This window comes from Pseudomonas sp. Teo4, from assembly GCF_034387475.1.
Taxonomy (GTDB): Bacteria; Pseudomonadota; Gammaproteobacteria; order Pseudomonadales; family Pseudomonadaceae; genus Aquipseudomonas.
Window position 1 is genome coordinate 3,517,796 of the sequence record NZ_JAXCIL010000001.1, and the last position, 22,539, is coordinate 3,540,334.

Annotated in this window: 21 protein-coding genes and 1 tRNA gene; 10 read left to right on the forward strand and 12 right to left on the reverse strand. The window is 62.5% G+C overall.

The window, feature by feature from the left end; all coding sequences use genetic code 11:
- Nucleotides 1-32 precede the first annotated feature (32 nt).
- The 6 genes from PspTeo4_RS15850 (at nucleotide 33) to PspTeo4_RS15875 (ending at nucleotide 8,486) form a co-directional block, all read left to right on the forward strand.
- The gene (locus PspTeo4_RS15850; protein WP_322364683.1) at nucleotides 33-1,820 is read left to right on the forward strand and encodes an acyl-CoA dehydrogenase C-terminal domain-containing protein; all 1,788 of its coding nucleotides are present in this window, start codon (nucleotides 33-35) and stop codon (nucleotides 1,818-1,820) included.
- A 122-nt stretch (nucleotides 1,821-1,942) separates the two neighbouring features.
- Nucleotides 1,943-4,048, forward strand: a complete 2,106-nt coding sequence (locus PspTeo4_RS15855) for a 3-hydroxyacyl-CoA dehydrogenase NAD-binding domain-containing protein (protein WP_322364684.1) — start codon at nucleotides 1,943-1,945, stop codon at nucleotides 4,046-4,048.
- Between the two features lie 14 nt (nucleotides 4,049-4,062).
- Nucleotides 4,063-5,247, forward strand: a complete 1,185-nt coding sequence (locus tag PspTeo4_RS15860) for an acetyl-CoA C-acyltransferase (RefSeq protein ID WP_322364685.1) — start codon at nucleotides 4,063-4,065, stop codon at nucleotides 5,245-5,247.
- A 207-nt stretch (nucleotides 5,248-5,454) separates the two neighbouring features.
- Nucleotides 5,455-6,228: an SDR family NAD(P)-dependent oxidoreductase gene (locus tag PspTeo4_RS15865; RefSeq protein WP_322364686.1), complete on the forward strand. Its 774-nt coding sequence runs from the start codon at nucleotides 5,455-5,457 to the stop codon at nucleotides 6,226-6,228.
- 14 nt (nucleotides 6,229-6,242) lie between these two features.
- The gene (prpR, locus tag PspTeo4_RS15870; protein ID WP_322364687.1) at nucleotides 6,243-7,853 is read left to right on the forward strand and encodes a propionate catabolism operon regulatory protein PrpR; all 1,611 of its coding nucleotides are present in this window, start codon (nucleotides 6,243-6,245) and stop codon (nucleotides 7,851-7,853) included.
- A 15-nt stretch (nucleotides 7,854-7,868) separates the two neighbouring features.
- On the forward strand, nucleotides 7,869-8,486 hold the full coding sequence (locus tag PspTeo4_RS15875) for a LysE family transporter (protein ID WP_322364689.1): 618 nt from the start codon (nucleotides 7,869-7,871) through the stop codon (nucleotides 8,484-8,486).
- Between the two features lie 21 nt (nucleotides 8,487-8,507).
- Here PspTeo4_RS15875 and dsdC read toward each other — a convergent pair whose 3' ends face one another.
- The 3 genes from dsdC to PspTeo4_RS15890 form a co-directional block, all read right to left on the reverse strand.
- Nucleotides 8,508-9,476 (reverse strand): DNA-binding transcriptional regulator DsdC, encoded by a 969-nt coding sequence (gene dsdC / locus PspTeo4_RS15880; protein WP_322364690.1) that lies wholly within the window; start codon nucleotides 9,474-9,476, stop codon nucleotides 8,508-8,510.
- Between the two features lie 111 nt (nucleotides 9,477-9,587).
- Nucleotides 9,588-10,940 carry a D-serine ammonia-lyase gene (gene dsdA, locus PspTeo4_RS15885; RefSeq protein ID WP_322364691.1) on the reverse strand — a complete coding sequence of 451 codons (1,353 nt, stop codon included), beginning with the start codon at nucleotides 10,938-10,940 and terminating at the stop codon, nucleotides 9,588-9,590.
- 42 nt (nucleotides 10,941-10,982) lie between these two features.
- Nucleotides 10,983-12,323, reverse strand: a complete 1,341-nt coding sequence (locus PspTeo4_RS15890; protein WP_322364692.1) for a gluconate:H+ symporter — start codon at nucleotides 12,321-12,323, stop codon at nucleotides 10,983-10,985.
- 813 nt (nucleotides 12,324-13,136) lie between these two features.
- On the opposite strand from PspTeo4_RS15890, the gene PspTeo4_RS15895 reads away from it, so the two are divergent.
- Together PspTeo4_RS15895 and PspTeo4_RS15900 are read left to right on the forward strand one after the other, a co-directional pair.
- Complete coding sequence (locus PspTeo4_RS15895) at nucleotides 13,137-13,388, forward strand: hypothetical protein (RefSeq protein WP_322364693.1); 252 nt, start codon at nucleotides 13,137-13,139, stop codon at nucleotides 13,386-13,388.
- Between the two features lie 246 nt (nucleotides 13,389-13,634).
- Entirely contained in the window at nucleotides 13,635-13,907 is a 273-nt protein-coding gene (locus PspTeo4_RS15900) for a DUF3077 domain-containing protein (protein ID WP_322364694.1), read from the forward strand.
- Between the two features lie 212 nt (nucleotides 13,908-14,119).
- Here the strand turns inward: PspTeo4_RS15900 and PspTeo4_RS15905 are convergent, their stop codons facing one another.
- The 8 genes from PspTeo4_RS15905 to dapA form a co-directional block, all read right to left on the reverse strand.
- Nucleotides 14,120-14,485 (reverse strand): hypothetical protein, encoded by a 366-nt coding sequence (locus PspTeo4_RS15905; protein ID WP_322364695.1) that lies wholly within the window; start codon nucleotides 14,483-14,485, stop codon nucleotides 14,120-14,122.
- Entirely contained in the window at nucleotides 14,482-15,459 is a 978-nt protein-coding gene (locus tag PspTeo4_RS15910) for a hypothetical protein (protein ID WP_322364696.1), read from the reverse strand. The genes PspTeo4_RS15905 and PspTeo4_RS15910 overlap by 4 nt, the downstream gene beginning before the upstream one ends.
- Before the next feature lie 9 nt (nucleotides 15,460-15,468).
- Nucleotides 15,469-15,957, reverse strand: a complete 489-nt coding sequence (locus PspTeo4_RS15915) for a type VI secretion system tube protein Hcp (protein ID WP_322364697.1) — start codon at nucleotides 15,955-15,957, stop codon at nucleotides 15,469-15,471.
- 381 nt (nucleotides 15,958-16,338) lie between these two features.
- Nucleotides 16,339-16,428, reverse strand: a tRNA-Ser gene (locus PspTeo4_RS15920).
- A 92-nt stretch (nucleotides 16,429-16,520) separates the two neighbouring features.
- Complete coding sequence (purC, locus tag PspTeo4_RS15925) at nucleotides 16,521-17,231, reverse strand: phosphoribosylaminoimidazolesuccinocarboxamide synthase (RefSeq protein ID WP_012315794.1); 711 nt, start codon at nucleotides 17,229-17,231, stop codon at nucleotides 16,521-16,523.
- A 32-nt stretch (nucleotides 17,232-17,263) separates the two neighbouring features.
- The gene (locus PspTeo4_RS15930; protein WP_322364698.1) at nucleotides 17,264-18,022 is read right to left on the reverse strand and encodes an MBL fold metallo-hydrolase; all 759 of its coding nucleotides are present in this window, start codon (nucleotides 18,020-18,022) and stop codon (nucleotides 17,264-17,266) included.
- Nucleotides 18,023-19,141, reverse strand: a complete 1,119-nt coding sequence (gene bamC / locus PspTeo4_RS15935) for an outer membrane protein assembly factor BamC (RefSeq protein ID WP_322364699.1) — start codon at nucleotides 19,139-19,141, stop codon at nucleotides 18,023-18,025. It lies immediately after the preceding gene.
- A gap of 17 nt (nucleotides 19,142-19,158) precedes the next feature.
- Complete coding sequence (gene dapA / locus PspTeo4_RS15940; protein ID WP_322364700.1) at nucleotides 19,159-20,046, reverse strand: 4-hydroxy-tetrahydrodipicolinate synthase; 888 nt, start codon at nucleotides 20,044-20,046, stop codon at nucleotides 19,159-19,161.
- Between the two features lie 259 nt (nucleotides 20,047-20,305).
- Here dapA and PspTeo4_RS15945 point away from each other — a divergent pair, with 259 nt between their 5' ends.
- Nucleotides 20,306-20,866 carry a glycine cleavage system protein R gene (locus tag PspTeo4_RS15945; RefSeq protein ID WP_322364701.1) on the forward strand — a complete coding sequence of 187 codons (561 nt, stop codon included), beginning with the start codon at nucleotides 20,306-20,308 and terminating at the stop codon, nucleotides 20,864-20,866.
- A 10-nt stretch (nucleotides 20,867-20,876) separates the two neighbouring features.
- Nucleotides 20,877-21,350 (forward strand): peroxiredoxin, encoded by a 474-nt coding sequence (locus PspTeo4_RS15950; RefSeq protein WP_322364702.1) that lies wholly within the window; start codon nucleotides 20,877-20,879, stop codon nucleotides 21,348-21,350.
- 117 nt (nucleotides 21,351-21,467) lie between these two features.
- Here PspTeo4_RS15950 and PspTeo4_RS15955 read toward each other — a convergent pair whose 3' ends face one another.
- The gene (locus PspTeo4_RS15955; protein WP_322364703.1) at nucleotides 21,468-22,538 is read right to left on the reverse strand and encodes an AI-2E family transporter; all 1,071 of its coding nucleotides are present in this window, start codon (nucleotides 22,536-22,538) and stop codon (nucleotides 21,468-21,470) included.
- Nucleotide 22,539 lies beyond the last annotated feature (1 nt).

A 22,539-nucleotide genomic window follows, 5' to 3' on the forward strand; every position in this document is an offset into this window, starting at 1 on the left:
ACATGCCGAAACCCCTCACCCAGGAATTCGGCATGCCCAGCTACAACGCCCCGCTGCGCGATATCGCCTTCGTTGCGCATGAACTGCTCGACCTGAGCAGTCACTACCAGCACCTCAGCGGCTGCGAAGCCGTCGATGCCGCCACCTTCGATGCCATCGTCGAAGAAGGCGCCAAGTTCGCGGAACAAGAGCTGGCCCCGCTCAATGCCGTGGGCGACCAGCACGGCTGCCAGTGGCATGACGGCAAGGTCACCACCCCGCCCGGTTTTGCCGAAGCATTCGAGCGTTATGCCGCCAACGGCTGGCTGGGCCTGGACAAGCACCCGGCCTTCGGCGGCCAGGGTTTGCCCCCTTCGCTGGGCTTCGTCAACTACGAGATGGTCTGCAGCGCCAACCATGCCTGGGGCATGTACGGCAACCTCACCGGCGGCGCCATCAGCACCCTCAGCGAACATGCCGACGAAGCCCTGCAGCAGCGATTTCTGCCACCGATGATCGCCGGTCGCTGGGGCGGCACCATGTGCCTGACCGAGGCCCACTGCGGCTCGGACCTGGGCCTGCTGCGCACCAGTGCTCACCCCGGGGCCAATGGCAGCTACCGCATCAGCGGCAGCAAGATGTTCATCTCGGCCGGCGACCACGACCTGACCGAAAACATCGTGCATCTGGTACTGGCGCGCATCGAGGGTGCGCCAGCGGGGGTCAAGGGCATCTCGCTGTTCGCGGTGCCGAAGATCCAGGTCGATGCCGATGGCAAGCTGGGCGCACCCAACGGCGTGAGCTGCGGCTCGATCGAACACAAGATGGGCATCCACGGCAATGCCACTTGCGTGCTCAACTTCGACAGTGCCTGCGGCTACCTGCTGGGTGAGGCCAACCGTGGCCTGAACGCCATGTTCACCTACATCAACGAGTCGCGCCTGGCGGTTTCGCAGCAGGCCCAGGCCCACGCCGAAGCCTCGTTCCAGGGCGCCCTGGCCTATGCCCGGGAGCGCGTGCAGATGCGCGCCACCCCACGCCTTAAAGCGGACCAACCCGCCGACCCGATCATCGGCCATGCCGATGTGCGGCGCATTCTGCTGACACAAAAAGCCTTCGCTGAAGGCGGGCGCATGCTCACCTACACCTGTGCCCAGGGTGTCGACCTGCTGCACCACGGCGCCACGCCAGGCGCACGTCAGGCTGCGGCCCGCCGCCTGGCGCTGCTGACGCCCATCGCCAAAGGGTTCCTGACCGAAACCGGCATCGAGGCGGCGCAGTTGGGTATCCAGGTGTTCGGCGGCCACGGCTACATCCGCGAATGGGGCATGGAGCAGATTGCCCGTGATGTACGCATCACCGCCATCTACGAGGGCACCAACACCATTCAGGGCCTCGACCTGCTGACCCGCAAAGTATTCGCCGATGGAGGCGAGGCGCTGGCCGAACTGCTGGGTGAAATCGAAAACTTCACCCGCGACACCGTCGTCCCCGTCGAACTGGTCAAGGCACTGCAGCAGCGCGTAACGGCCTGGCGCGAGGTCAGCGACTGGCTGCGCGAAACTGGCGGCGAGGATGCCAACCTGGTCGGCGCCAGCGCCTTCGATTACCTGATGCTCAGCGGCTACACGCTGATCGGCTACTTCTGGCTGCGTGCCGCCGACCTGGCCGAGCGTGCGCTGGCAGAAGGCAGCACCGAGGTAGCGTTCTATCAGGGCAAGCGTGAAACCGCACGCTTCTACCTGCAGCGCCTGCTACCCCGCGCCGACCTGCATCACACGCTGATCCGCAGTGGTAGCCAGAACCTGATGGCCATCAGCGACGCCGCCTTCGCTCGCTGACGTTTCCCTGCAAGCCCGCTGCCCTCTTCCGGGTAGCGGAATCTTTAGGTGGCGTCGGGTTGCTCCTCACCGCCACCTCGTTTTGCCCTAGCCCCACCCGAATTCAGTAAAAGAGGGTTCCCATGACGCAGTTGATCGACTACCGCCGCGACCACGAACTGGCCCTGATCGGCCTCTGCCACGCGCCCGTCAATGCCTTGGGCCATGCCCTGCGCCAGGCCCTGGCCGCCGCCTGTTCACAAGCGGCCAAAGACCCGAGCGTGAAGGCCATCATCCTTCACGGCCAGCAACTTCCCTTCAGTGCCGGTGCCGACATCGCCGAGTTCGGCAGCCCGCTCACCTGGCAAGAACCTGCCTTGCCGCAACTGCTGGTCGAGCTGGCAGGCATCGACAAACCCATGATCGCAGCCATTGACGGCGTTGCCCTCGGCGGTGGCCTGGAGCTGGCCCTGGCCTGTCGCTACCGCATCGCGCGCGTGGACGCCCGATTGGGCCTGCCGGAAGTGCGCCTGGGGCTGATCCCCGGTGCCGGTGGCACCCAGCGCCTGCCACGGTTGATCGGCGTTGAGCCGGCTCTGGAGATGATGCTCAGCGGCGACCCGATCGCCGCACGACAGGGGCATGGCCTGGGTTTGGTCGATGAACTGGTCGAGCGGGATCAGGACCTGCTTGTCCAAGCCTGCGCCTTTGCGCGCGCCATACTGGCCGAGCCAACTGCAACAGATGCAGAACGCCCACCGCTCAGCGAAGGGTTGCCCAAGGACTTCTTCCAACAACGTGAAGCCCAACTGTCCGCCCGCAAGCCAGGCCAGCTGGCCCCGCAACTGGTGTTGTCGGCCGTGCGTGCCGCCTGCGAACTGCCTCTGCCACGGGGGCTGGCACTGGAACAATTGTTGTTCCGTCGGGCGCTGGACAACCCCCAGGCCACCGCGCTGCGCCACCAGTTCTTCGCCGAGCGCGAGGCCCTGAGAATTCCTGGCATCGACGCCTCGACACCGCTGCGCACCATTGCCCGCGTGGCCGTGATCGGCGCTGGCACCATGGGTGCCGGCACCGCCATGAACTTCATCAACGCAGGTCTGCCGGTCACCCTGCTGGAGCTCAAGCCCGAAGCACTGGACCGTGGCCTTGCGCATATCCGCAAGCTGTACGAAGGCAGCGTCAAACGCGGCAAGCTGGCCCCGGCACAACTTGAACAGCGCATGGCCCTGTTGCAGGGCACGCTCGACTACGCCGACCTCGCCGAGGCCGACCTGGTGATCGAAGCCGTGTTCGAAAACCTGGCCATCAAGCAGAACGTGTTCCGCACCCTCGACAAGGTGTGCAAGCCCGGTGCGATTCTGGCCAGCAACACCTCGACCCTGGATGTCGACCTGATCGCCGCCTGCACCCGTCGCCCACAGGATGTGGTCGGCCTGCACTTCTTCAGCCCGGCCAACGTCATGCGCCTGCTCGAAGTGGTGCGCGGCCGGGCCACCGCAGCAGACGTGCTGGCCACCACGCTGAAGATCGCCAAGCGCATCGGCAAACTGCCAGTGGTGTCCGGCGTGTGCTTCGGTTTCATCGGCAACCGTATGCTCGAACCCTATGCCCGCGAGGCCCATCGCCTGGTGCTCGAGGGCGCGACGCCCGCGCAGGTGGACAAGGTGCTGACCGACCTGGGCCTGGCCATGGGCGTGTTCGCCATGTATGACCTGGCCGGCATCGATATCGGCTACCTGGTGCGTGAAGCGCGCCGCAAGGAAATTGCCCATGACCCGAGTTATTTCCGCCTGGCAGACGCGCTCTACAGCCTGGGCCGCCACGGCCAGAAAACCGGGCGCGGGTTCTACCGCTACGAAGGCCGAGAACGCCTCGAAGACCCCGAAGTCATGCAGATCGCCGAGCGCCTGGCCGCTGAACTGGGCATCACCCGGCGCAGCATCAGCGACGAAGAAATCCACGACCGCTGCCTGTTCATGCTGATCAACGAAGGCCTGCAACTGCTCGACGAAGGCATAGCCCTGCGCAGCGGCGACGTCGACCTGGTGTGGACCAACGGCTACGGCTTCCCGGCCTGGCGTGGAGGCCCGCTGCACTATGCCCGGCATCTGGGCCTGGACCGGGTGCTGGCCGGCATCGAACAGCACCGTGAACGCCTTGGTGACTACGGCCAGATGTGGCTGCAGCCCGCCGCGCTGCTCACGCGCATGGCCAATTCCGGCAAAACCCGCACTCAGCCCGCCTGACCGAGGAACCCGTCATGAAAGAAGCTGTGATTCTCTCCACCGCCCGCACGCCCATCGGCAAGGCCTTTCGCGGTGGCCTGAACAACATCCATTCGCCCAGCCTGGCCGCCCACGCAATCAAGGCCGCCGTGGAACGCGCCGGTATCGAAGCCGATGAAATCGAAGATCTGGTGATGGGCACCGCCATGCCGTCCGGCACCGCCGGCTGGAACCTGGGGCGCATGAGCGCCCTGGCCGCCGGCCTGCCCGTGTCGGTCAGCGGCCAGACCCTCGACCGCCAGTGCGCCTCAGGCCTGATGGCCATCGCCACCGCCGCCAAGCAGATCATCGTCGATGGCATGCAGGCCACCATCGGTGCCGGCCACGAGAACATCAGCGCGGTGCAAACGCGCAACCTGGAATGGGCGCTCGCCGAACAGGACAGTCAGGTGATCCGGCATGCCGCACACGCCTACATGCCCATGCTGCACACCGCCGAGCATGTCGCCAGGCGCTATGGCATCAGCCGCGAGGCACAAGATGCCTACGCCCTGCAGTCCCAGCAGCGCACCGCCGCCGCGCAGATGGCCGGCCTGTTCGAAACCGAGATCGTGCCAATTACCACCCAACAGGCGGTCACCGATAAGCAGACTGGCGAAGTCAGCTACCGCCGCGTGAGCTTGAGCCTGGACGAAGGCAACCGCCCGAAAACCATCTTGGACGACCTCACCCGCCTGCAACCGGTGGTTGAAGGCGGCTGCGTCACCGCCGGCAACGCCAGCCAGCTGTCCGATGGCGCCAGCGCCTGCGTGCTGATGGACGCGCGCCTGGCCGAGCAGCGCAACCTCAGGCCGCTGGGCCTGTATCGCGGCATTGCCGTGGCCGGCCTGGCCCCGGAGGAAATGGGCATTGGCCCGGTGTATGCCGTGCCCAAGCTGCTCAAGCAGCACGGCCTGAAGGTGGACGACATTGGCCTTTGGGAGCTCAACGAAGCCTTCGCCTGCCAGGTGCTGTACTGCCGCGACCGCCTGCACATCGACCCGGCGCGGCTGAACGTCAACGGCGGCGCCATCGCCATCGGCCACCCGTACGGCATGAGCGGCGCGCGGATGGTTGGCCATGCCCTGCTCGAAGGCAAGCGCCGTGGCGTGAAGTACGTGGTGGTGACCATGTGCGTGGGCGGCGGCATGGGTGCCGCTGGTTTGTTCGAAGTGCTGTGAGTTTTTCGGCTGCTAGCGCTCATCGCGCAGCAAACCTTAGTAAGGCCGCCGCTAACCCGTGGGAGCTGGCGAAGCCTGCGATCGAGGGCACAGCCCTCGCACAAACCGATATTGGGGGCCGCTTTGCGGCCCATCGCAGGCTTCGCCAGCTCCCACAGATCTCCCACAGATCTTTTGGCGACCTTTGCACCTGACAAGGACCCAACCATGCTCGACAACACCTTCTCCCTGACCGGCAAAACCGTCCTGGTCACCGGCGCCTCCAGCGGCCTGGGGGCCCACTTCGCCCGCCTGGCCCACGCTGCCGGCGCCCGCGTGGTGCTGGGTGCCCGGCGTATCGAACGCCTATTGCACCTGGCCGAAGAACTCCAGGCCAATGGCGGCCAAGCCCTGGCCGTGGCCCTGGACGTCACCCAGCGCGACAGCATCGAAATGGCCTTCGACCACGCCGAAGCCTGCTTTGGCGTGATCGACGTGGTCATCAACAATGCCGGCATCGGCGACCCCGGCCGTTTTCTGGAACTGACTCCGGCCGACTGGCAACGCATGCTCGCCACCAACCTCGACGGCGTGTTCCACGTCGCCCAGTGCGCCGGCCAGCGCCTGGTCAAGGCCGGCCGCCCAGGCAGCATCATCAACATCGCCTCGATCCTTGGCTTGCGCGTGGGCAGCGGCCTGAGCCATTACTGCACGGCCAAGGCCGGCGTGGTGCAGTTGACCAAAGCCATGGCGCTGGAACTGGCCCGCCACCGCATTCGCGTCAATGCCATCGCCCCCGGTTACTTCAAGACCGAGATGAACGATGCCTACTTCGACAGCGACAGTGGCCAGCGCTACATCGAGCAGCAGGTGCCCATGCGCCGCCTGGGGCAGTTGAACGAGCTGGACGGGCCAGTGCTGTTGCTGGCCAGCGAAGCCGGTGCCTTCATGACCGGCAGCGTGCTGGCGGTCGATGGCGGGCATCTGGTCAACCCGCTGTAGCGCAGGAGCAGCCCATGCCAGCCGAGCCAACCCTGCCACGCGTCGTCGCGCTGATCACCCACTTGCATCAGCCACGTGGTCGCAGCCGTGTGGCCCGCTTGTTCGAACAGGTGAGCGCCGATTACAAAGGCCGCGCACGCATCGAGATCATCGAAACCACCCTGGCCCGCCTGCTGCCACAGGCGCAGGCGCTGGAGCGCCAGCAGCAGGCGGACATCATCCTCTGCTCGGGCGCCAGCGCAGAGTATTTGCGCCAGCGCCTGTCGACGACAGTGGTGGCGATGCACATGGGCGAGCAAGACCTGATCCGGGCGCTGGACCAGGCCAGCACGCAAACGCACCAGGTGGGCGTTCTGAGCTTCGGCCAGGGCCATCCGGAACTGCAGGCCATGCAGTCGCTGTTCAGCCTGGCCATACGCGAGCGCACCTACACCAACCTGGAACACGCCCGCGAACAAGTCGGGCGTTTGGTGGAGGACGGTTACCGGGTGATCATCGGTTCCTCGACCATCGCCCAACTGGCCGACGCCGCGGGCGCTCAGGGCCTGCTGGCGCTGGACACCGACAGCGTGCGCCGTAGCCTCGACCACGCCCTGTCGGTGTGCCAGCGCCGCAAGCCAGGCCACTCGCTCCGTTTCACCGCCCGCTACCGATTCGAGCAGATCCTCGGCGAAGCGCCCGCCATGCGCGCCACCGTGCGTCTGGCGCAGCGCTATGCGAGCACCGACGCCACGGTGTTGATCACAGGCGAAAGCGGCACCGGCAAAGAGCTGCTCGCGCAAAGCCTGCACAACGCCAGTCCCCGCCAGGCGGCGCCGTTCGTGGCAATCAACTGCGCCGCCTTCCCCGAGTCGCTGCTGGAAAGCGAACTGTTCGGCTATGAAGACGGGGCCTTCACCGGTTCACGCAAGGGCGGCAAGCCCGGCCTGATCGAACTGGCCCACACCGGCACCTTGTTTCTCGATGAAATCGGCGACATGCCCCTGCCCCTGCAAACCCGCTTGCTGCGCGTGTTGCAGGAGCGTGAAGTGCTGCGCCTGGGGGCCTGCGAACCCACCCCGGTGGACATCCGCATCGTCGCCGCCACCCACTGCGACCTGCGCACGCGCATGGCCGAAAAGCAGTTTCGCGAAGACCTCTATTACCGCCTGAACATCCTGCACCTGGCTGTGCCGCCCCTGCGCGAGCGGGTACAGGACATCCTCCCGCTGTTCAGTGCCATGACGGCACACCACGGCTTGCCCGCCCTCAGCGCCGAGCAACTACAACCCTTGCTGCCCCACCTGCTGCGTCATCGCTGGCCGGGCAATGTGCGCGAGTTGCAGAACATCGCCGAACGGGCCGCCATCGCGCTGCCTGTGCTGGAAGGTGAAGACAGTGGCGGGCTTGCCAGACTGTTCCCGGAGTTTTTCCAGCAAGGCCAAACCGAGCAAACACTTGCGCCCCCCGACAACCTGCGCAGCCTGGGCAAGGCCGCCGAAGCAGCCCACGCGCGCCAGGTAGTGGAAACCTGCCAGGGCGACCTGGACGAAGCCGCGCGCTGCCTGGGGGTGAGCCGCAGTACGCTGTGGCGACGCTTGCGCAGCGGCAAGATGGAGTATGCTGGCAGACCCCAGACTGCCTGAACCGAGGTCTCCCCCATGCTTGGCGTCACCGACTACGGCGCATTCGTGATTGCGTTCATCGTCCTGCTGGCCATCCCAGGCCCCGGCAACTTTGCCCTGATCACCGCCACCGGCAAGGGCGGCATCAAGGCGGGGCTGGCCGCCACCTGTGGGGTGATTTTCGGTGACCAGGTGCTGCTGTGGCTGGCAGTGGCGGGCGTTGCCACATTGCTGGCGACGTACCCGGCGGCCTTCCATGTGGTGCAGTGGGCAGGCGCGATGTACCTGGCTTACCTGGGGCTGCGCATGCTGCTGAGCAAACCCGGTGACGCGCCCCGGGCGAGCCGCATGGACAACGGCCACTACCTGCGCCAGACCATGATGATCACCCTGCTCAACCCCAAGGCGATCATGTTCTACATGGCGTTTTTCCCGCTGTTCATCGACCCGGTCAAACACCAGGGCCTGGTTACCTTTGGCTTTCTGGCGGCAACCGTGGCGGCGGTGACCTTCCTGTATGGGCTGATTGCCGTGGTGCTGACCCATCTGCTGGCCGAGCGTATGCGGGCCAACCCGCGCATGACGAACCTGTTCGAGCGGTTGGCGGGGGCTTGCCTGGTGGGGTTCGGCATCAAGTTGGCGGCGATGCGCTGAAATGATGAACACCGGCCTCTTTCAGGCCCCATCCTCGTGCTCATCCTGAGGGGCTGACTGACGGGCGCATTCCCGTAGCCAGTTCATGAACACCTGCAGCCGCTTGGGCACGGTCCCCAGCGGCGGGTGAACCAGGTAATAGTCGTAGTGGCCTGAGCGGCTGAAATCGGCAAGCGGCAGAACCAGTTCACCGCTGTCCACCCGCTTCTGCACCAGTTGCTGGCGGCCAATCGCGATGCCGACGTGGTTCATGGCGGCGGTCACACTGAGGTCGGAGCGGTCGAAGGTGAGGCTACGTTCGGGCAGTGCCGCCAGCAGGTTGTGTTGCTCCGCCCAGAGCGTCCACTCGGCATCGAAAGCGGCATGGTCCCAGGCCAGGGAGTCATGCAGCAGGGTGCAGTGCTTCAGGTTCTGCGGGTTCTCCTGCAGACGATGGCGGCGCGCATACTCAGGGCTGCATACCGGGGCCATACGTTCGCGCATCAAGCGCTGGCTCACCAGCCCCGGAAACTCACCATTGGCGTAGTACAGCGCCAGGTCGATCTTGCGGGTGCGAAAGTCGACATTGTCATTGCCTACCCGCAGGTCCAATGCCACCAGGGGGTAACGCTCGACAAACTCCGCCAGCCTCGGAACCAGCCAGCATTGGGCGATGGAAGGCCTTACGTAGATCGCCAGGGAGCCCGCGATGTCGGCTTGCGACGATTGCTCGAGCGCTTCGGACAACTCGCCCATCGCATGCTGCAGGATTTCAAAGATCCGCTCGCCTTCATCGGTGAGGCAAACCTGCCGGGTAAGGCGCTGGAACAGCTTCATGTCCAGCGCGGCTTCCAGCCGGCTTATACGGTGGTTTACAGCGCTGGCGGTCAAGCACAGTTCCTGCGCCGCACGGGCGAAACTCAGGTGGCGCGCGGCAACCAGAAAGGTGTGAAGATTGGCGAACTGGCTGCTGTTGAGCCTGGAACTGATACGCGGAGGCAGGTTGAGCACGGCAGGTTCCCTCAAACATCCGAAGGATGCGGCAGGAGAATTATCCTGCCACATCCGATTTTGCGCATGAATCAGCGATAGCCTGTCGTGCCCGCGCCACTCAGGGCGCTATCACCCCTTGGCCAGCAGTTCACGCCCCTTGGCCAGGTAAGCGTCCATCTCATCGGCCGGCACCATGTTGCCGCCTGTCGCCCAGACCAGATGAGTGGCTTGTGCCATGGCCTCGCTGCCCAGGCCCACACGCGCCAGGTAGTCTTGTTGGTCGGCAAGCACCCTGGCAATGCCGGGCACACCGGCGAGCGCGGAAGGTTCGAGGCGCTGCCCTTCACTGCGTTCCATCAGGGCCAGCAGGCTGTACATTTCTTCGTCGCTGACGGTGTAGAAACCCTCTAGCGAGCGCTGCATGGCCTTGCCGACAAAACCAGAAGCGCGCCCCACCGCCAGGCCATCGGCGGCCGTCACGTTGTCGATACCGAAGTCCTGCACGCTCACTTCATCGTGCAGCCCGGTATAGACGCCCAGCATCATGCAGGGCGAGTGCGTGGGTTCGGCGAAGATGCAGTGGACGTGGTCACCGAAGGCCAGTTTCAGGCCAAAGGCCACACCGCCCGGGGCTCCGCCCACGCCGCAAGGCAGGTAGACGAACAACGGGTGTTGCGCGTCGCAGGTGATGTTGGCAGCCGCCAGTTGCTGTTTCAGGCGCTCGCCCGCCACCGAGTAGCCGAGGAACAGGTTCACCGAGTTTTCATCGTCGACGAAATGGCAGGTGGCGTCGGCCTGCGCCTGTTGGCGGCCTTGTGCAACCGCCACGCTGTAGTCGGAGGCGTACTCGACCACGGTCACGCCGTGAGAACGCAACTTGTCCTTCTTCCATTGCCGCGCATCCGCCGACATGTGCACGGTGACCTGAAAGCCCAGTGCAGCGCCCATGATGCCGATGGACATGCCCAGGTTGCCCGTCGAACCCACGGCGATCTTGTACTGGCCAAAAAAGGCTCGTGCCTTGTCGCTGTCCAGCAGCGCGTAGTCGTCTTCGAGGGTCAGCAGGTTCGCGGCCAAGGCCAGGTCTTCGGCATGCTTGAGCACTTCATAGATACCGCCGCGCGCCTTGATGGAGCCGGAAATCGGCAGATGGCTGTCGCGCTTGAGCCACAGCGCCCCAGGCAATGCCTGGCCGTAGCGCTCAGCAAGCGCTTGCTGCAGTTGCGGCACAGGCACGATGTCCGATTCGATGATGCCGCCACTGCTTTGCGTCTCCACGAACACACGCTGCAGGTACGGCGCAAAACGCGTCAGCCGTGCGCTGGCATCGGCCACATCGGCGGCCGTCAGCCCCACATCGCCCAGCGCCTGCGCGGCAGGCGCCACGCCAGGGTTGAACCAGGTGGTTTCCTGCAGCGCGACCAGGTCGCGAATCAACGGATGGCTGGCGTACCAGTTTTCAAGTGTCTTGCCCAGAATCATGGCGGGGTCCCTTTGAACAATCAGGCTGAAATACGGGTTGAATCAAACGAACTGCGCCAGCAACAGGGTCAGCCCCAGCGCAATCAATGAAGCCAGTACAGTGGCCGAGGTGAATTTCTTCAACGCATCGGCGAGTGAAACGCCCAGGTACTCCTTGACCACCCAGAAGGCCGAGTCTGTGACGTGGGTCCAGCCAATGGCGCCGGCACCAATGGCAATGCAGATGATTTCCTTGCTCACGGTGGGGTGAGCACCCAGCATCGGCATCACCATACCTGCGGCGCTGATCATTGCCACCGTCGCCGAACCGACGGCGAAGTGCATCAAGCCAGCCACCAGCCAGGCCAGAACGATGGGGTTCATGTTCAATTGGGTCAGCGAGGCGGACAGCGCGTTACCCACGCCGCTGTCGACCAGGATGCCATTGAAGGCCCCACCGGCGCCGATGATCAGCAGAATGCTGGCCAGTGGCGGAAAGCTTTTTTGCGTGTGCGCGAGCAGGTCCGGCATGCGCAAGCCGCGGCGCAACCCCAGTGCCCAGTAGGCGAACAGCACTGCAATCGACAGGGCGATCAGCGGCGTGCCGAGGAACGACACCAGGCTCAGCAGCCCGGACTCATGGGGCAGCCCGGCGGCAAAGCTTTTCCCGACCATCAGTACCAGTGGCAACAGGATGGTCAGCAGGGTCACGCCAAGGCCGGGCAAGTCGCGGGGCGCGTTGTCGACGCCGTGTTCTTCGAGGAACGCGGCTTGAGTGTCTGGCGCTTCACGCTTGCACACCAGCTTGATCCACAGCGGCCCGGCAACGATGGCCGTCGGCAGCGCGACCATCAGGCCGTACAGGATGACCTTGCCCACATCGGCGCCAAGCATCCCGGTGATCGCCATGGCGGCAGGGTGCGGTGGCAGCATGCAATGCACGGCCATCAGCGACACGGCCAGCGGCACGCCCAGGTACAGGAGGTTGATCCGGGTTTCTTTGGCGACCACATAAACCAACGGAATCAGCAGCACGAAACCCACTTCGAAGAATACCGGGATGCCGGCGATGAAGCCCACGAGCATCATGGCCCATGAGGCGCGTTCCTTACCCAGGGCGCGCAATAGCGTCTGGGCGATGCGCTCGGCGCCACCGGACTCTTCCAGCATCTTGCCGAGGATGCCGCCCAGGCCGATGACGGTTGCCAGGAAGCCGAGCGTGCCGCCAACGCCTTTTTCATAGGACGCGGCCATGTCGGCCAGGGGCATGCCGGAACCGATGCCCACCACGAGGCTGGCGGCCGTCAGGGCCAGGAACGCGTGGACACGCACTTTGACGATGAGGAAAACAATCAGAAGGATGGCGCAAAACAGCACCAGCAAGAGGGTGGGACCACTGTGCATACAATCTCCGGAAAAGCGCTTTTATTGTTGAAATCGGTGATCGGGATCACTCGGCTTTCCGGCATTAGAGGGCGTGACGCAGGGGGCTGACAAAGGATGGTTTTTCAGGGGATGGGTGATGTGGGGTCATCTGTGGAGGGACCGTTGATTTGAACAATTGTTCTTCACGGAATCGTGGGGAAGAGGGCCTGACTTGAGTTTTGAGGGGGGGCGTAAATCGAGCGCCGCCCGCGCGGCGCATCGCGAGCAAGGCTCGCTCCTACGTTTGTTTCGGGCCAATTATTCCTGTGAGAATTGTGCGCGAACGCTCTTGGCGCATGGCGCGATATCGAGTTGTACAAACAAAGCGGTCGCGCGCGCCTGCCACAGGCGTTACTGGCCCGAAACAAACGTAGGAGCGAGCCTTGCTCGCGATGCGCCGCGCGGGCGGCGCTCGATCTCGAAAACGCCAAAAATGTCATGGCGAACCCTAACAATCCCCCTGACGGCCGCTTTTCAGCCCCATTTCCTACATTCCTGCCTCAGATTTTTCCCATTCCTTGTAGTCCATTTCCGAATCATACTGCTGCCCCTGCCAAACCATTGCGACTCTCTGGATTGGGCTCTAGTCTCGGCCAGTCGTTACTCATTCAACGACCGGCTTTGACAGGCTGACCGACTCAAGAATTTGTTGCAGCGCTTCATGGCAGCTGTGCATGGGGCACCTTCGTGTGCGCCGGGTTCCTTGGGTCACCGGTCTGTCAACCCATGTACGGCTGCCTCCATTCGTTTGACAGCGGTGCCAGGCAGCTCCACCTGACTCAAGGAGTTTTCATGCGCAAGATGGTCCCCGATCCACCCCACCCTTTCGAACTGCAAGACACCCTGATCAAAACCTCGGAGTACGTGCTCTGCGCCCTGTCCGTGGCCCAGCAATCCGTGCAACTGAAACCCACATCGCCCAGCTCCGTCGTAATGCAGGCCGTCATCCACGAGATGGAAGCGGTACAAGCGCTGGTCGAGTCGGCATTGCTGCAATTGCAGATGCAAGCCCATTTACCGGCAGAGCCACGAACGCTGCACTAGAGCCGAAGCAATGCGCTTCCTGCGAAAGCAGAAAACATGCTCAAGGCCACCACTAACCCGTGGGAGCTGGCGAAGCCTGCGATGGGCCGCGCAGCGGACCCTATAGCGGTTTTTGCGAGGGCTGCGCCATCGATCGCAGGCTACGCCAGCTCCCACGAAACCTTCTTAAAATCAGCTTGTTAGCTGTTGTGGGTTTACCCACGAAAGGGCCGGCCCAGGCAGCTAAAGAGTCAGGGAGATTGGACAATGTCCACACAGCACAGCAACCCCCGCACCACAGTAGGCAAAACCCGCTTCTACCAAGGCGAAGGCCAAACCCAACCGCTGTTTCGCATCGAGCCCGATATCCCCTGCGAATACGCCCGGGAACAGGCATCCGAACTGATGGGCTATGTGAGAGACATGACGCTGGCCGGCGTGATGGAGCGCGATGAGAAGCTCATCTGGGCCTCGCATTACTTGAGCGCCATGGCCAAGGCGCTGTTGGACGATGCCGAGTTGGGGATGATGAAACATTAAGGCTGCAAAACGAAAAAGCCCCTGAAAACTCATCGCTTTCAGGGACTTCGTCTACTAAATGTATGGCGAAGGGATAGAAACTTAACCCCCCGGGGGGTGGGTAGGTCATTGGAAGGTTGCTCAATTCCCGCCCCGAGGAAAAAGACGAGCGCCTGCAGCAGTGCACCTCGCTAGCCACCGGGTGGATAAAGCTAAAGCCAGCCTGTTAAGTTTCAACCTTGCGCATAATTGAAAATGGCCAACGCGGTGAGCAGCACAATGTGGATGCCTAACAGACTCACCAGCAGTCGTCTCATGTGCGGCGGGAAGCGTTTAACTTCATCGATGTCAATCAACCCCCTGCGCACAAAGATTTTCGGTACAGCCAGCACCATGGAGATCAACCCCGTGCGCATGACCTTGCCCAATAAACCTGCATGTTGAAATGTATTTTTATTGCCGGTCACGAAGATGCAACTCGTAAGAAACGACTCAAAGCGCTCAGTGTATTTATAGGCTATGTAACACTGCACGACCATCGCCAGCATCATGGGGGCAATGATCAGCAACGCAATCAACCCAGGGTGAACTTCATTCACTCCGATACCTCGCTGTATAAAAAGTCACCCACCATCTCGCCTCCCTTGCTCCCGAAATCACCGAACACCTTACCGCCCACGGCACCACCGACGACAGCACAAGCGAGTGCTCCGGGGCCGCCCGTACTGACCCCCAGAACAACGGCACAAACACCAGTACCTGCCATACCGCCCAAATACCCCCCGGCGCTGCCACCCGCCAGGCTCCCCATCAACATCGAGCTTTCAACATATTTGGCACGTCGACACTGGTCTTCTCGGCCCGTCGTGCAGGCTTTATGAATCGCTAGGCCTGTGGATGCCACATCCAGCGCAGTACCGAAATACGTGCCTTTCTTGACCAGATTTGATGCTCTGGCAACACCTGACACCTTGTCGGCATAGCCCGCGATTTCACCGTGATGCAAATAACTTCGCGTCGAAATGCCCAATGCCTGTTTTATCTTCCCCTGGTTACGTAAGCCTGAGCCGTATGCGGCAACATTCCCCAACTGCTGTTCGAGTTTCATGAACAAGGTGGTGCGCTTTGCGTAGAACGCATCGCGCGCACTAAGGGTGCCAGAACCAAGGTAGTCGCGATGCAGTTTTTCGATATCTTCAAGGGTGGCCTTGATAGTGCTCAAATGCTTGCTCCACCCCTCGCTGGCCGCACCAGCCCCCATTGAGGCGTTGGCCAGCACACTTTGCAGTAAATCGAAGTGTTCCAGAAAAAAATCATCCGCCTCCACCCCGCTGCTCAACAGTTCAGTGTGAACCTGAGCAGCCTTGGACATCAGGAATGCTTCGTGGCTGGTGCAAGAAGGTGTATCGGGGTCCCCCACGATTACCAACTCCCCGGCCATGACCACGCTGTTGGCAATGTGCGCGTTCAGGACATCGAACTTGCCTCTGGCGTGTCCAGTAACCGGTGTACTGGCCTTCAAAGACTGGTAAGACTGGGTCTTGGCGTTGATGAAGCTGCGTGCATCAGACATTGCCTTACCTCACGCGTGCTTCTTGTTGTTGATGCGGTCCCAGCCCCCCGTCACATTGCCGCCACCACTGCCATCGGAACGTTTCTGACGGGTGTAGGTGGTCTTAATACGCCCGTAGTTCAACTGAACAACTTCGATGGGCACACCAGAACTAGCGTTTTGCGAGTAGTCGGCAATGATCACCTCTTCCAAGACAATCTCGTAGTACTTGAGCTTGTCGCTGCCAGCCCGGCACAACGCCAGCTTCACTTCCTTGAGGTGCTGGCCCGCACAACTGGCTTCCAGCAGTTTGCAACTGGCACTGTCGAGATATTTGGTGAAGGTGAAGTTGCTAAGGGTCGTACGACCTGATGTTGCCCCGCCGGATGAGCTCGCGGTGGCAGATGTGCTTTGATTGACACCAAAGTTGTAGCTCGTGATCTCGATCCAGTTGGTGTACTGCTCATCCAGCGCTTCACCAGCAATATCGTCGATTTTAATGTAGGCGTCGAAGGCCATACTTACCGCTCCTTGGTAATGGTTGGGTTACATCCTGATGAAAACGTGTGACACTTTTTTCAACAAGATGTTCCCTGGCACGTTCGAGCGGCCCAGCGCCTATGGCCAGATATTGCTCCCCACCGGGTAGTTGCCGATGGGCACAGGGCACGGCCCCAATGTTCGGTTAGCGCCTCAGCGCTAGCCCAACATTTAAGGTGGTAATCGAGGGTTCTGGTTGTGGCTGAGCCATTGGGGACCAAATCACGCTGGGCCAACATTTCGAACTGACCGTCAGGCCACTGAAATCCAAAGCTATCAACTGAATGCTCAGCAAAGCGGCGTATAACGAAAAAGCCCCTGAAAACTCATCGTTTTCAGGGGCTTCGTCTACCACATGTATGGCGGAGAGATAGGGATTTGAACCCTAGGTACTGTTGCCAGTACAACGGATTTCGAATCCGTCCCGTTCGACCACTCCGGCATCTCTCCAATGCCGCGCATCATACCAGCGAATTCTGAAAACGCAAACCTTTATTTGCAAAAAAATCGCGTGGTATCAGGCGCTTGCGTGAACGTGCGCCTTACAGCGGCACGCCCAGGCGCTTGGCAACTTCTTCGTAGGCTTCGATCACGTCGCCCAGACCCTGGCGGAAGCGGTCCTTGTCCATCTTCTTGCGGGTTTCTTTGTCCCACAGACGGCAGCCGTCCGGGCTGAACTCGTCACCCAGGACGATCTGGCCGTGGAACACGCCGAACTCCAGCTTGAAGTCGACCAGCAGCAGGCCGGCGTCGTCGAACAGCTTGTTCAGCACTTCGTTGACCTTCAGCGACAGCTTCTTCATTTCTGCCAGCTGCTCGGCGGTGCCCCAGCCGAAGGCAACGACGTGGGATTCGTTGATGAAGGGGTCGCCCTTCTCGTCGTTCTTCAGGAACAGCTCGAAAGTGGACGGCTCGAGCTTGATGCCCTCTTCCACGCCCAGGCGCTTGACCAGGCTGCCAGCGGCATAGTTACGCACTACGCACTCGACCGGGATCATGTCCAGCTTCTTCACCAGGCACTCGTTGTCGCCCAGCAGCTTGTCGAACTGGGTCGGCACGCCGGCTTCTTCCAGTTTCTGCATGATGAAGGCGTTGAACTTGTTGTTCACCATGCCTTTGCGGTCGAGCTGTTCGATACGCTTGCCGTCGAACGCCGAGGTGTCGTTACGGAACAGCAGGATCAAGCGGTCGGCGTCGTCGGTCTTGTAAACCGATTTGGCTTTGCCGCGGTAGAGTTCTTCGCGTTTTTCCATGATGGAGGGCTCCGCTTGCTTGAGTGGTTGGGCTAGGCGATTTCGCGCCAGTCGAGCCCGTGTTCCTGATTCGCCACCTGGAGCCAGTCCGGGTCGCACCCAAGGGTGTCGACAAAGCACTGGCGGGCCAGTTGTGGCAGGTTGTTCTTGCTGCTGAGGTGGGCCAGCACCAGGTGTTGCAGGTGCTGCCAGCCCAGCTCGGCCACCAGGTTTGCGGCCTGGTGGTTGTTCAAATGTCCTTGGCTACCGCCGACCCGCAATTTCAGAAACTGCGGGTAATGGCCGCGAGCGAGCAGGTCGCGGCAATGGTTGGCCTCGATCAGCAGTGCATCCAGGCCTTGGTAACGCTCGACCAGGTGCATGTCGTACGAGCCCAGGTCGGTCAGCATGCCGAAACGTCGGCGACCGTCACTGAACACGTACTGCAACGGTTCGTATGCATCGTGCTCGACCCGCACAGCGTTCACTTCCAGGCTGCCAATGCGCAAGGTGTCGCCACAGGCAAGAAAACCGGCGACCTCCACCGGCTTGCGCAAACCGCGCAATGTGCCTTGGCTGAGGTAGACCGGTACATTGTAGCGCCGTGACAGCAAGCCCACCCCATGCACGTGGTCGGCATGTTCGTGGGTCACCAGCACCGCGCTCAGTTGCTGCGCCGACACCCCGAGCAGCGCCAGGCGCCGCTCGGTTTCGCGCAGGGAAAAGCCGCAATCGACCAGGATGAAGGTGTCACCACTGGCGATCAGCGTGCCGTTTCCCTGGCTGCCGCTTCCGAGTACCGCGAAGCGCACTTAGCCCAGGTGGTCCTGAATGGCGCTCAACACGCGGCGGGCGACATCGGCCGGGGCCACGGTGTTGATGTTCTTCTCGACCGTGACCTGCACGCTTTCGCCAACCTTGCTCAGGCGCACCTGATAACGCTCGGCGCGGGCTTCACGCTCTTCCTTGGTCGGTTCGCTGCCGAACATACGGCTGAAGAAGCCAGGCTCGTTCTGCTTGTCTTCAGGCTTTTCCGACAGGTTGATGTAGTACAGGCCCAGGCTGCGGTTGATGTCCTCGACACGCCACTCGCCACCCTGCTCCAGGGCACGGCCTACGCTGGACCAAGCGCGGTCCAGGTCGGCGCCCAGGTACAGCACCGGGTTGCCGCTGCCGTCTTCGCTCAGGCTGACGCGGCTCGGGGCGTCGAAGTCGCGGGCGGCCAGCAGCGACACCGAACCGCCTTTCTCGGCGCTGCGGTTCATGCTGGCCAGCATTTCGTCGACCAGCAGGGCATCGGCCCCGGTGTTGCTGGAGGTGGACGGGAAATCAGGCTCGGCGGTGCTGCCGGCCGGGCGCTCGACGCTGACGATGTACACCTCGGAGGTGTTGCGCTGCACGCCGGGTTCCATGCGCACGCGAACACGCACTTCGCTGTCGCCGCTGCTGGCGGTGCTCGCCAGGCGCTGGCCCAGCGAGGCGGACAGTTCGTCGAAACGCTGCCAGGTGGTGTTGAACTCACCGGTCTGCGGGCGTTCTTCGGCGATGCGGAAGCCGTTGTCCTCGAAGAACTGGCGGGCCACTGGCCACACTTCGGCAGGCGAATGCTGGGCCAGCACCCAACGGCTGTTGCCGCTGCGTTGCAGGCTGTAGTCATTGGCCTCGGCAGCCGCGGTCAGCGGTTGCGGGCGTGGCACCTCGAACTCGCTAGTGGCGCGGTCGTCGGCAACGTTACGGGGGATCGGCAACAGCGGGTCAAGGCGCTTGACGTTGCTGGCGTCCGGCGGCAGCTGCATCGGCGCGGTCGGGTGCGCTTGCAGGTAATCGCTGCCGCGGTCGCGGAAATAGCCATCCTCGCCCCACAACCAGCCACAACCACTGGTGCTGGAAATGATCAGGGCGAGCGTGGAAAGACCAGCCAGTCGCTTCATGCGGTGTACTTCCTCGATTAAACCAGTACGCCGGACTGGCGCAAGGCAGTACGGACTTTTTCGTGACAGCCTTCGCTCAGCCAGGTCAGCGGCAGGCGGATGCCCTTGTGCATCAGGCCCATTTCCACCAGCGCCCACTTCACAGGGATCGGGTTGGCTTCGCAGAACAGGTCTTTGTGCAACGGCATGAGTTTTTCGTTGATCGCGCGGGCCTTCTCGGCATTGCCCTCAAGGGCGGCCTCGCACATATCGGCCATTTCGCGCGGGGCGACGTTGGCGGTAACGGAGATGTTGCCCTTTCCGCCCATCAGGATCAGCTCGACAGCGGTCGGGTCGTCGCCGGACATGACGATGAAGTCCTTGTCGACGCCGTCGAGGATGGCCTTGGCGCGCTGCAGGTCGCCGGTGGCTTCCTTGATGCCGATGATGTTCGGCACTTTCGACAGGCGGATCACGGTCTCGGCCTGCATGTCGCAGGAGGTGCGGCCGGGTACGTTGTAGAGGATCTGCGGAATGTCGACGGCTTCGGCGATGTGCTTGAAGTGCTGGTACAGGCCTTCCTGGGTCGGCTTGTTGTAGTACGGCACTACCAGCAGGCAGGCGTCGGCGCCAGCGTTCTTGGCGTTCTGGGTCAGGTGCACGGCTTCGGCGGTGGAGTTCGCACCGGTACCGGCGATGACCGGAATCGGGTTTTTGCTGTGCTTGACGCGCTCGACCACGTGCTTGATGACCAGGATGTGTTCTTCGACATCCAGGGTCGCGGACTCACCGGTGGTACCGACGGCGACGATCGCATGGGTGCCGTTTTCCAGGTGGAAGTCTACAAGTTTGTCGAGGCTGCCCCAATCAAGACGCCCTTGTGCATCCATGGGTGTGACCAATGCCACCATACTGCCCGCAATCATGTAACTGCTCCTGCCGGAAAAAGAGAGCGGTAATGGTACTGGGGGCATCGGCCTTGCACAAGCGAAGCAGGCGGGCGGAGCATTCCCCTTCGCGCCGGTTTTCGCTACCCTTGATCCTTTGATCGGTGCAGCGCGGCCCGCCGGGCCGTCGACCTTGCTCCCCGCCAGCGTCCACGTCCTCGCATGCGAGCCCCGGGCACTGCCGACAGGAGGCTTTCGCCCGTCCTGTGCCGACCGCTCATCGCTTTAGGAATGCTGCATGTCCACCCCCACCGTCCGCGAACAATTTCTTGTCATCAGTGCCTTGGGGCCCAACCCCATGGAGCTGGCCAATGTCCTTAGCCGCGCCGCCTTCGAAAACCGCTGCGCGGTGGTCACTTCGCGCCTGAGCCGCCATGGCGAGACCAGTGCCCTGATCCTGCAGGTCGGTGGCAGCTGGGACGCCCTGGCGCGCCTCGAGGCCATGCTGCCGAGCCTGGGCAAGAAACACGGCCTGACTCTGGATGTGGTGCGTAGCGCCGATCAGGAAGTGCGCCCGCAGGCCTTGCCGTACGTGGCCTACATCAGTGCCGCCTACCGCCCGGACATCATCAGCGAGCTGTGCCAGTTCTTCCTCGACCACCGCGTCGAGCTGGAAAGCCTGACCTGCGACACCTACCTGGCGCCGCAGACCGGCAGCAGCATGCTCAACGCCCAGTTCACCGTGATTCTGCCGGCCGGCACCCAGATCAGCTGGCTGCGCGACCAGTTCCTCGACTTCGCCGATGCCCTGAACCTGGATGCACTGATCGAGCCTTGGCGCCCACAGAACCCCATGTAAGGAAGCTCCCATGGCTGTAGCACTCGACCAACCCGTCGCCGATTTCCAGGCCCAGGCCACCAGCGGCCAGGCCGTGAACCTTGCCGAACTCAAGGGCCGTCAGGTGGTGCTGTACTTCTATCCGAAGGACAGCACCCCGGGCTGCACCACCGAAGGCCAGGGTTTCCGTGACCAGCACGCGGCCTTCGAGGCTGCCAACACCGTAGTGTTCGGCGTTTCGCGCGATGGCATCAAGTCCCATGAGAACTTCAAGGCCAAGCAGGGCTTCCCGTTCGAGCTGATCAGCGACAAGGACGAGGCACTGTGCCAGCTGTTCGACGTGATCAAGCTGAAGAAGCTGTATGGCAAGGAGTACATGGGCGTGGACCGTAGCACCTTCCTGATCGACAAGGACGGTGTACTGCGCCAGGAATGGCGTGGGGTGAAGGTGCCGGGGCATGTGGATGCCGTGCTGGCGGCGGCTCAGGCTTTGAGCAAGGCTTGAGATTGATGGGGGCTGCTTTGCAGCCCTTTCGCGACACAAGGCCGCTCCCACAGGATCAACCCGATTGCTGTGGGAGCGGCCTTGTGTCGCGAAAGGGCCGCAAAGCGGCCCCAACCCTTACAGCATCGGCGAAACACTCGCCTCCTGCCTCGGCCAGGCATCCAGCACGGCCTTGATCAGCGTCGCCAACGGGATCGCGAAGAAGATCCCCCAAAACCCCCACAACCCGCCGAACAGCAACACCGCGCAAATGATCGCCACCGGGTGCAGGCTCACCGCCTCGGAGAACAGCAGCGGCACCAGCACGTTGCCATCGAGCGCCTGAATGATCGCGTACACCGTCATCAAGTAAATGAACTGGTCGCCCCAACCCCATTGGAACAGCGCAATCAGTGTCACCGGCACGGTCACCACCACCGCCCCCACGTAGGGCACCACCACCGACAACCCCACCAGCAGCGCCAGCAGTGCGGCGTAATTGAGCCCCAGGCTGATGAAGGCGATATAGGTGGCAATGCCGCAGATCAGGATTTCGATGCCCTTGCCGCGAATGTAGTTGGCAATTTGCCGGTTCATTTCGCTGCCAACCCGGTTGAGCAGCGTTCGCTGGCGTGGCAGGTAACCGCTGACCCAGCGGCCGATCAACTCGCGGTCCTTGAGGAAGAAGAACACCAGAATCGGTACCAGCACCAGGTAGATCATGGCGTTGACCAGCAACGGCAGGCTGGACAGCGAGAAGGTCAGCGCCCACTGGCCAAACTTGCCGATTTCGCCACGCACCGACTCGATGGCATGCAGCACCTGCTCGTCCGACACCAGGTGCGGGTAGCGCTCAGGCAACAGCAACAGCAGCGACTGCCATTTGCCCAGCATTCCCGGCAACTCGTTGAACAGGGTGATCAACTGGTGCCAGAGCAACGGCACCAGCACCAGCAGGAACACCGCCAGCGCCCCCATGAACAGGGCGAACACCACACTCACCGCCACCCCCGTCGGCACCCGCAGGCGCTCCAGGGCATTGACCAGCCCCTGCATCAGAAAGGCCAGCACCAGGCCCGCCAGCACCGGCGCCAGCATGCCACCGAGGGTCAGTACCGCGGTGAAGGCCAGGAATAGCAGGACCGCCAGCACCACCGCTTCCTCATCGGAGAAGTAGCGCTGCATCCAGTCACGAAGCACTTTGAACATT

Excerpts from the sequence above, each read along its gene's own strand:
- bamC (WP_322364699.1), bottom strand. The coding sequence starts at position 19,141 with ATGAAGCGACTGGCTGGTCTTTCCACGCTCGCCCTGATCATTTCCAGC.
- PspTeo4_RS15865 (WP_322364686.1), top strand. The coding sequence starts at position 5,455 with ATGCTCGACAACACCTTCTCCCTGACCGGCAAAACCGTCCTGGTCACC.
- PspTeo4_RS15850 (WP_322364683.1), top strand. The coding sequence starts at position 33 with ATGCCCAGCTACAACGCCCCGCTGCGCGATATCGCCTTCGTTGCGCAT.
- PspTeo4_RS15875 (WP_322364689.1), top strand. The coding sequence starts at position 7,869 with ATGCTTGGCGTCACCGACTACGGCGCATTCGTGATTGCGTTCATCGTC.
- dsdA (WP_322364691.1), bottom strand. The coding sequence starts at position 10,940 with ATGATTCTGGGCAAGACACTTGAAAACTGGTACGCCAGCCATCCGTTG.
- PspTeo4_RS15915 (WP_322364697.1), bottom strand. The coding sequence starts at position 15,957 with ATGGCCTTCGACGCCTACATTAAAATCGACGATATTGCTGGTGAAGCG.
- PspTeo4_RS15955 (WP_322364703.1), bottom strand. The coding sequence starts at position 22,538 with ATGTTCAAAGTGCTTCGTGACTGGATGCAGCGCTACTTCTCCGATGAG.
- PspTeo4_RS15855 (WP_322364684.1), top strand. The coding sequence starts at position 1,943 with ATGACGCAGTTGATCGACTACCGCCGCGACCACGAACTGGCCCTGATC.
- PspTeo4_RS15910 (WP_322364696.1), bottom strand. The coding sequence starts at position 15,459 with ATGTCTGATGCACGCAGCTTCATCAACGCCAAGACCCAGTCTTACCAG.
- prpR (WP_322364687.1), top strand. The coding sequence starts at position 6,243 with ATGCCAGCCGAGCCAACCCTGCCACGCGTCGTCGCGCTGATCACCCAC.
- PspTeo4_RS15860 (WP_322364685.1), top strand. The coding sequence starts at position 4,063 with ATGAAAGAAGCTGTGATTCTCTCCACCGCCCGCACGCCCATCGGCAAG.
- PspTeo4_RS15895 (WP_322364693.1), top strand. The coding sequence starts at position 13,137 with ATGCGCAAGATGGTCCCCGATCCACCCCACCCTTTCGAACTGCAAGAC.
- PspTeo4_RS15890 (WP_322364692.1), bottom strand. The coding sequence starts at position 12,323 with ATGCACAGTGGTCCCACCCTCTTGCTGGTGCTGTTTTGCGCCATCCTT.
- PspTeo4_RS15950 (WP_322364702.1), top strand. The coding sequence starts at position 20,877 with ATGGCTGTAGCACTCGACCAACCCGTCGCCGATTTCCAGGCCCAGGCC.
- purC (WP_012315794.1), bottom strand. The coding sequence starts at position 17,231 with ATGGAAAAACGCGAAGAACTCTACCGCGGCAAAGCCAAATCGGTTTAC.
- dapA (WP_322364700.1), bottom strand. The coding sequence starts at position 20,046 with ATGATTGCGGGCAGTATGGTGGCATTGGTCACACCCATGGATGCACAA.
- PspTeo4_RS15945 (WP_322364701.1), top strand. The coding sequence starts at position 20,306 with ATGTCCACCCCCACCGTCCGCGAACAATTTCTTGTCATCAGTGCCTTG.
- PspTeo4_RS15900 (WP_322364694.1), top strand. The coding sequence starts at position 13,635 with ATGTCCACACAGCACAGCAACCCCCGCACCACAGTAGGCAAAACCCGC.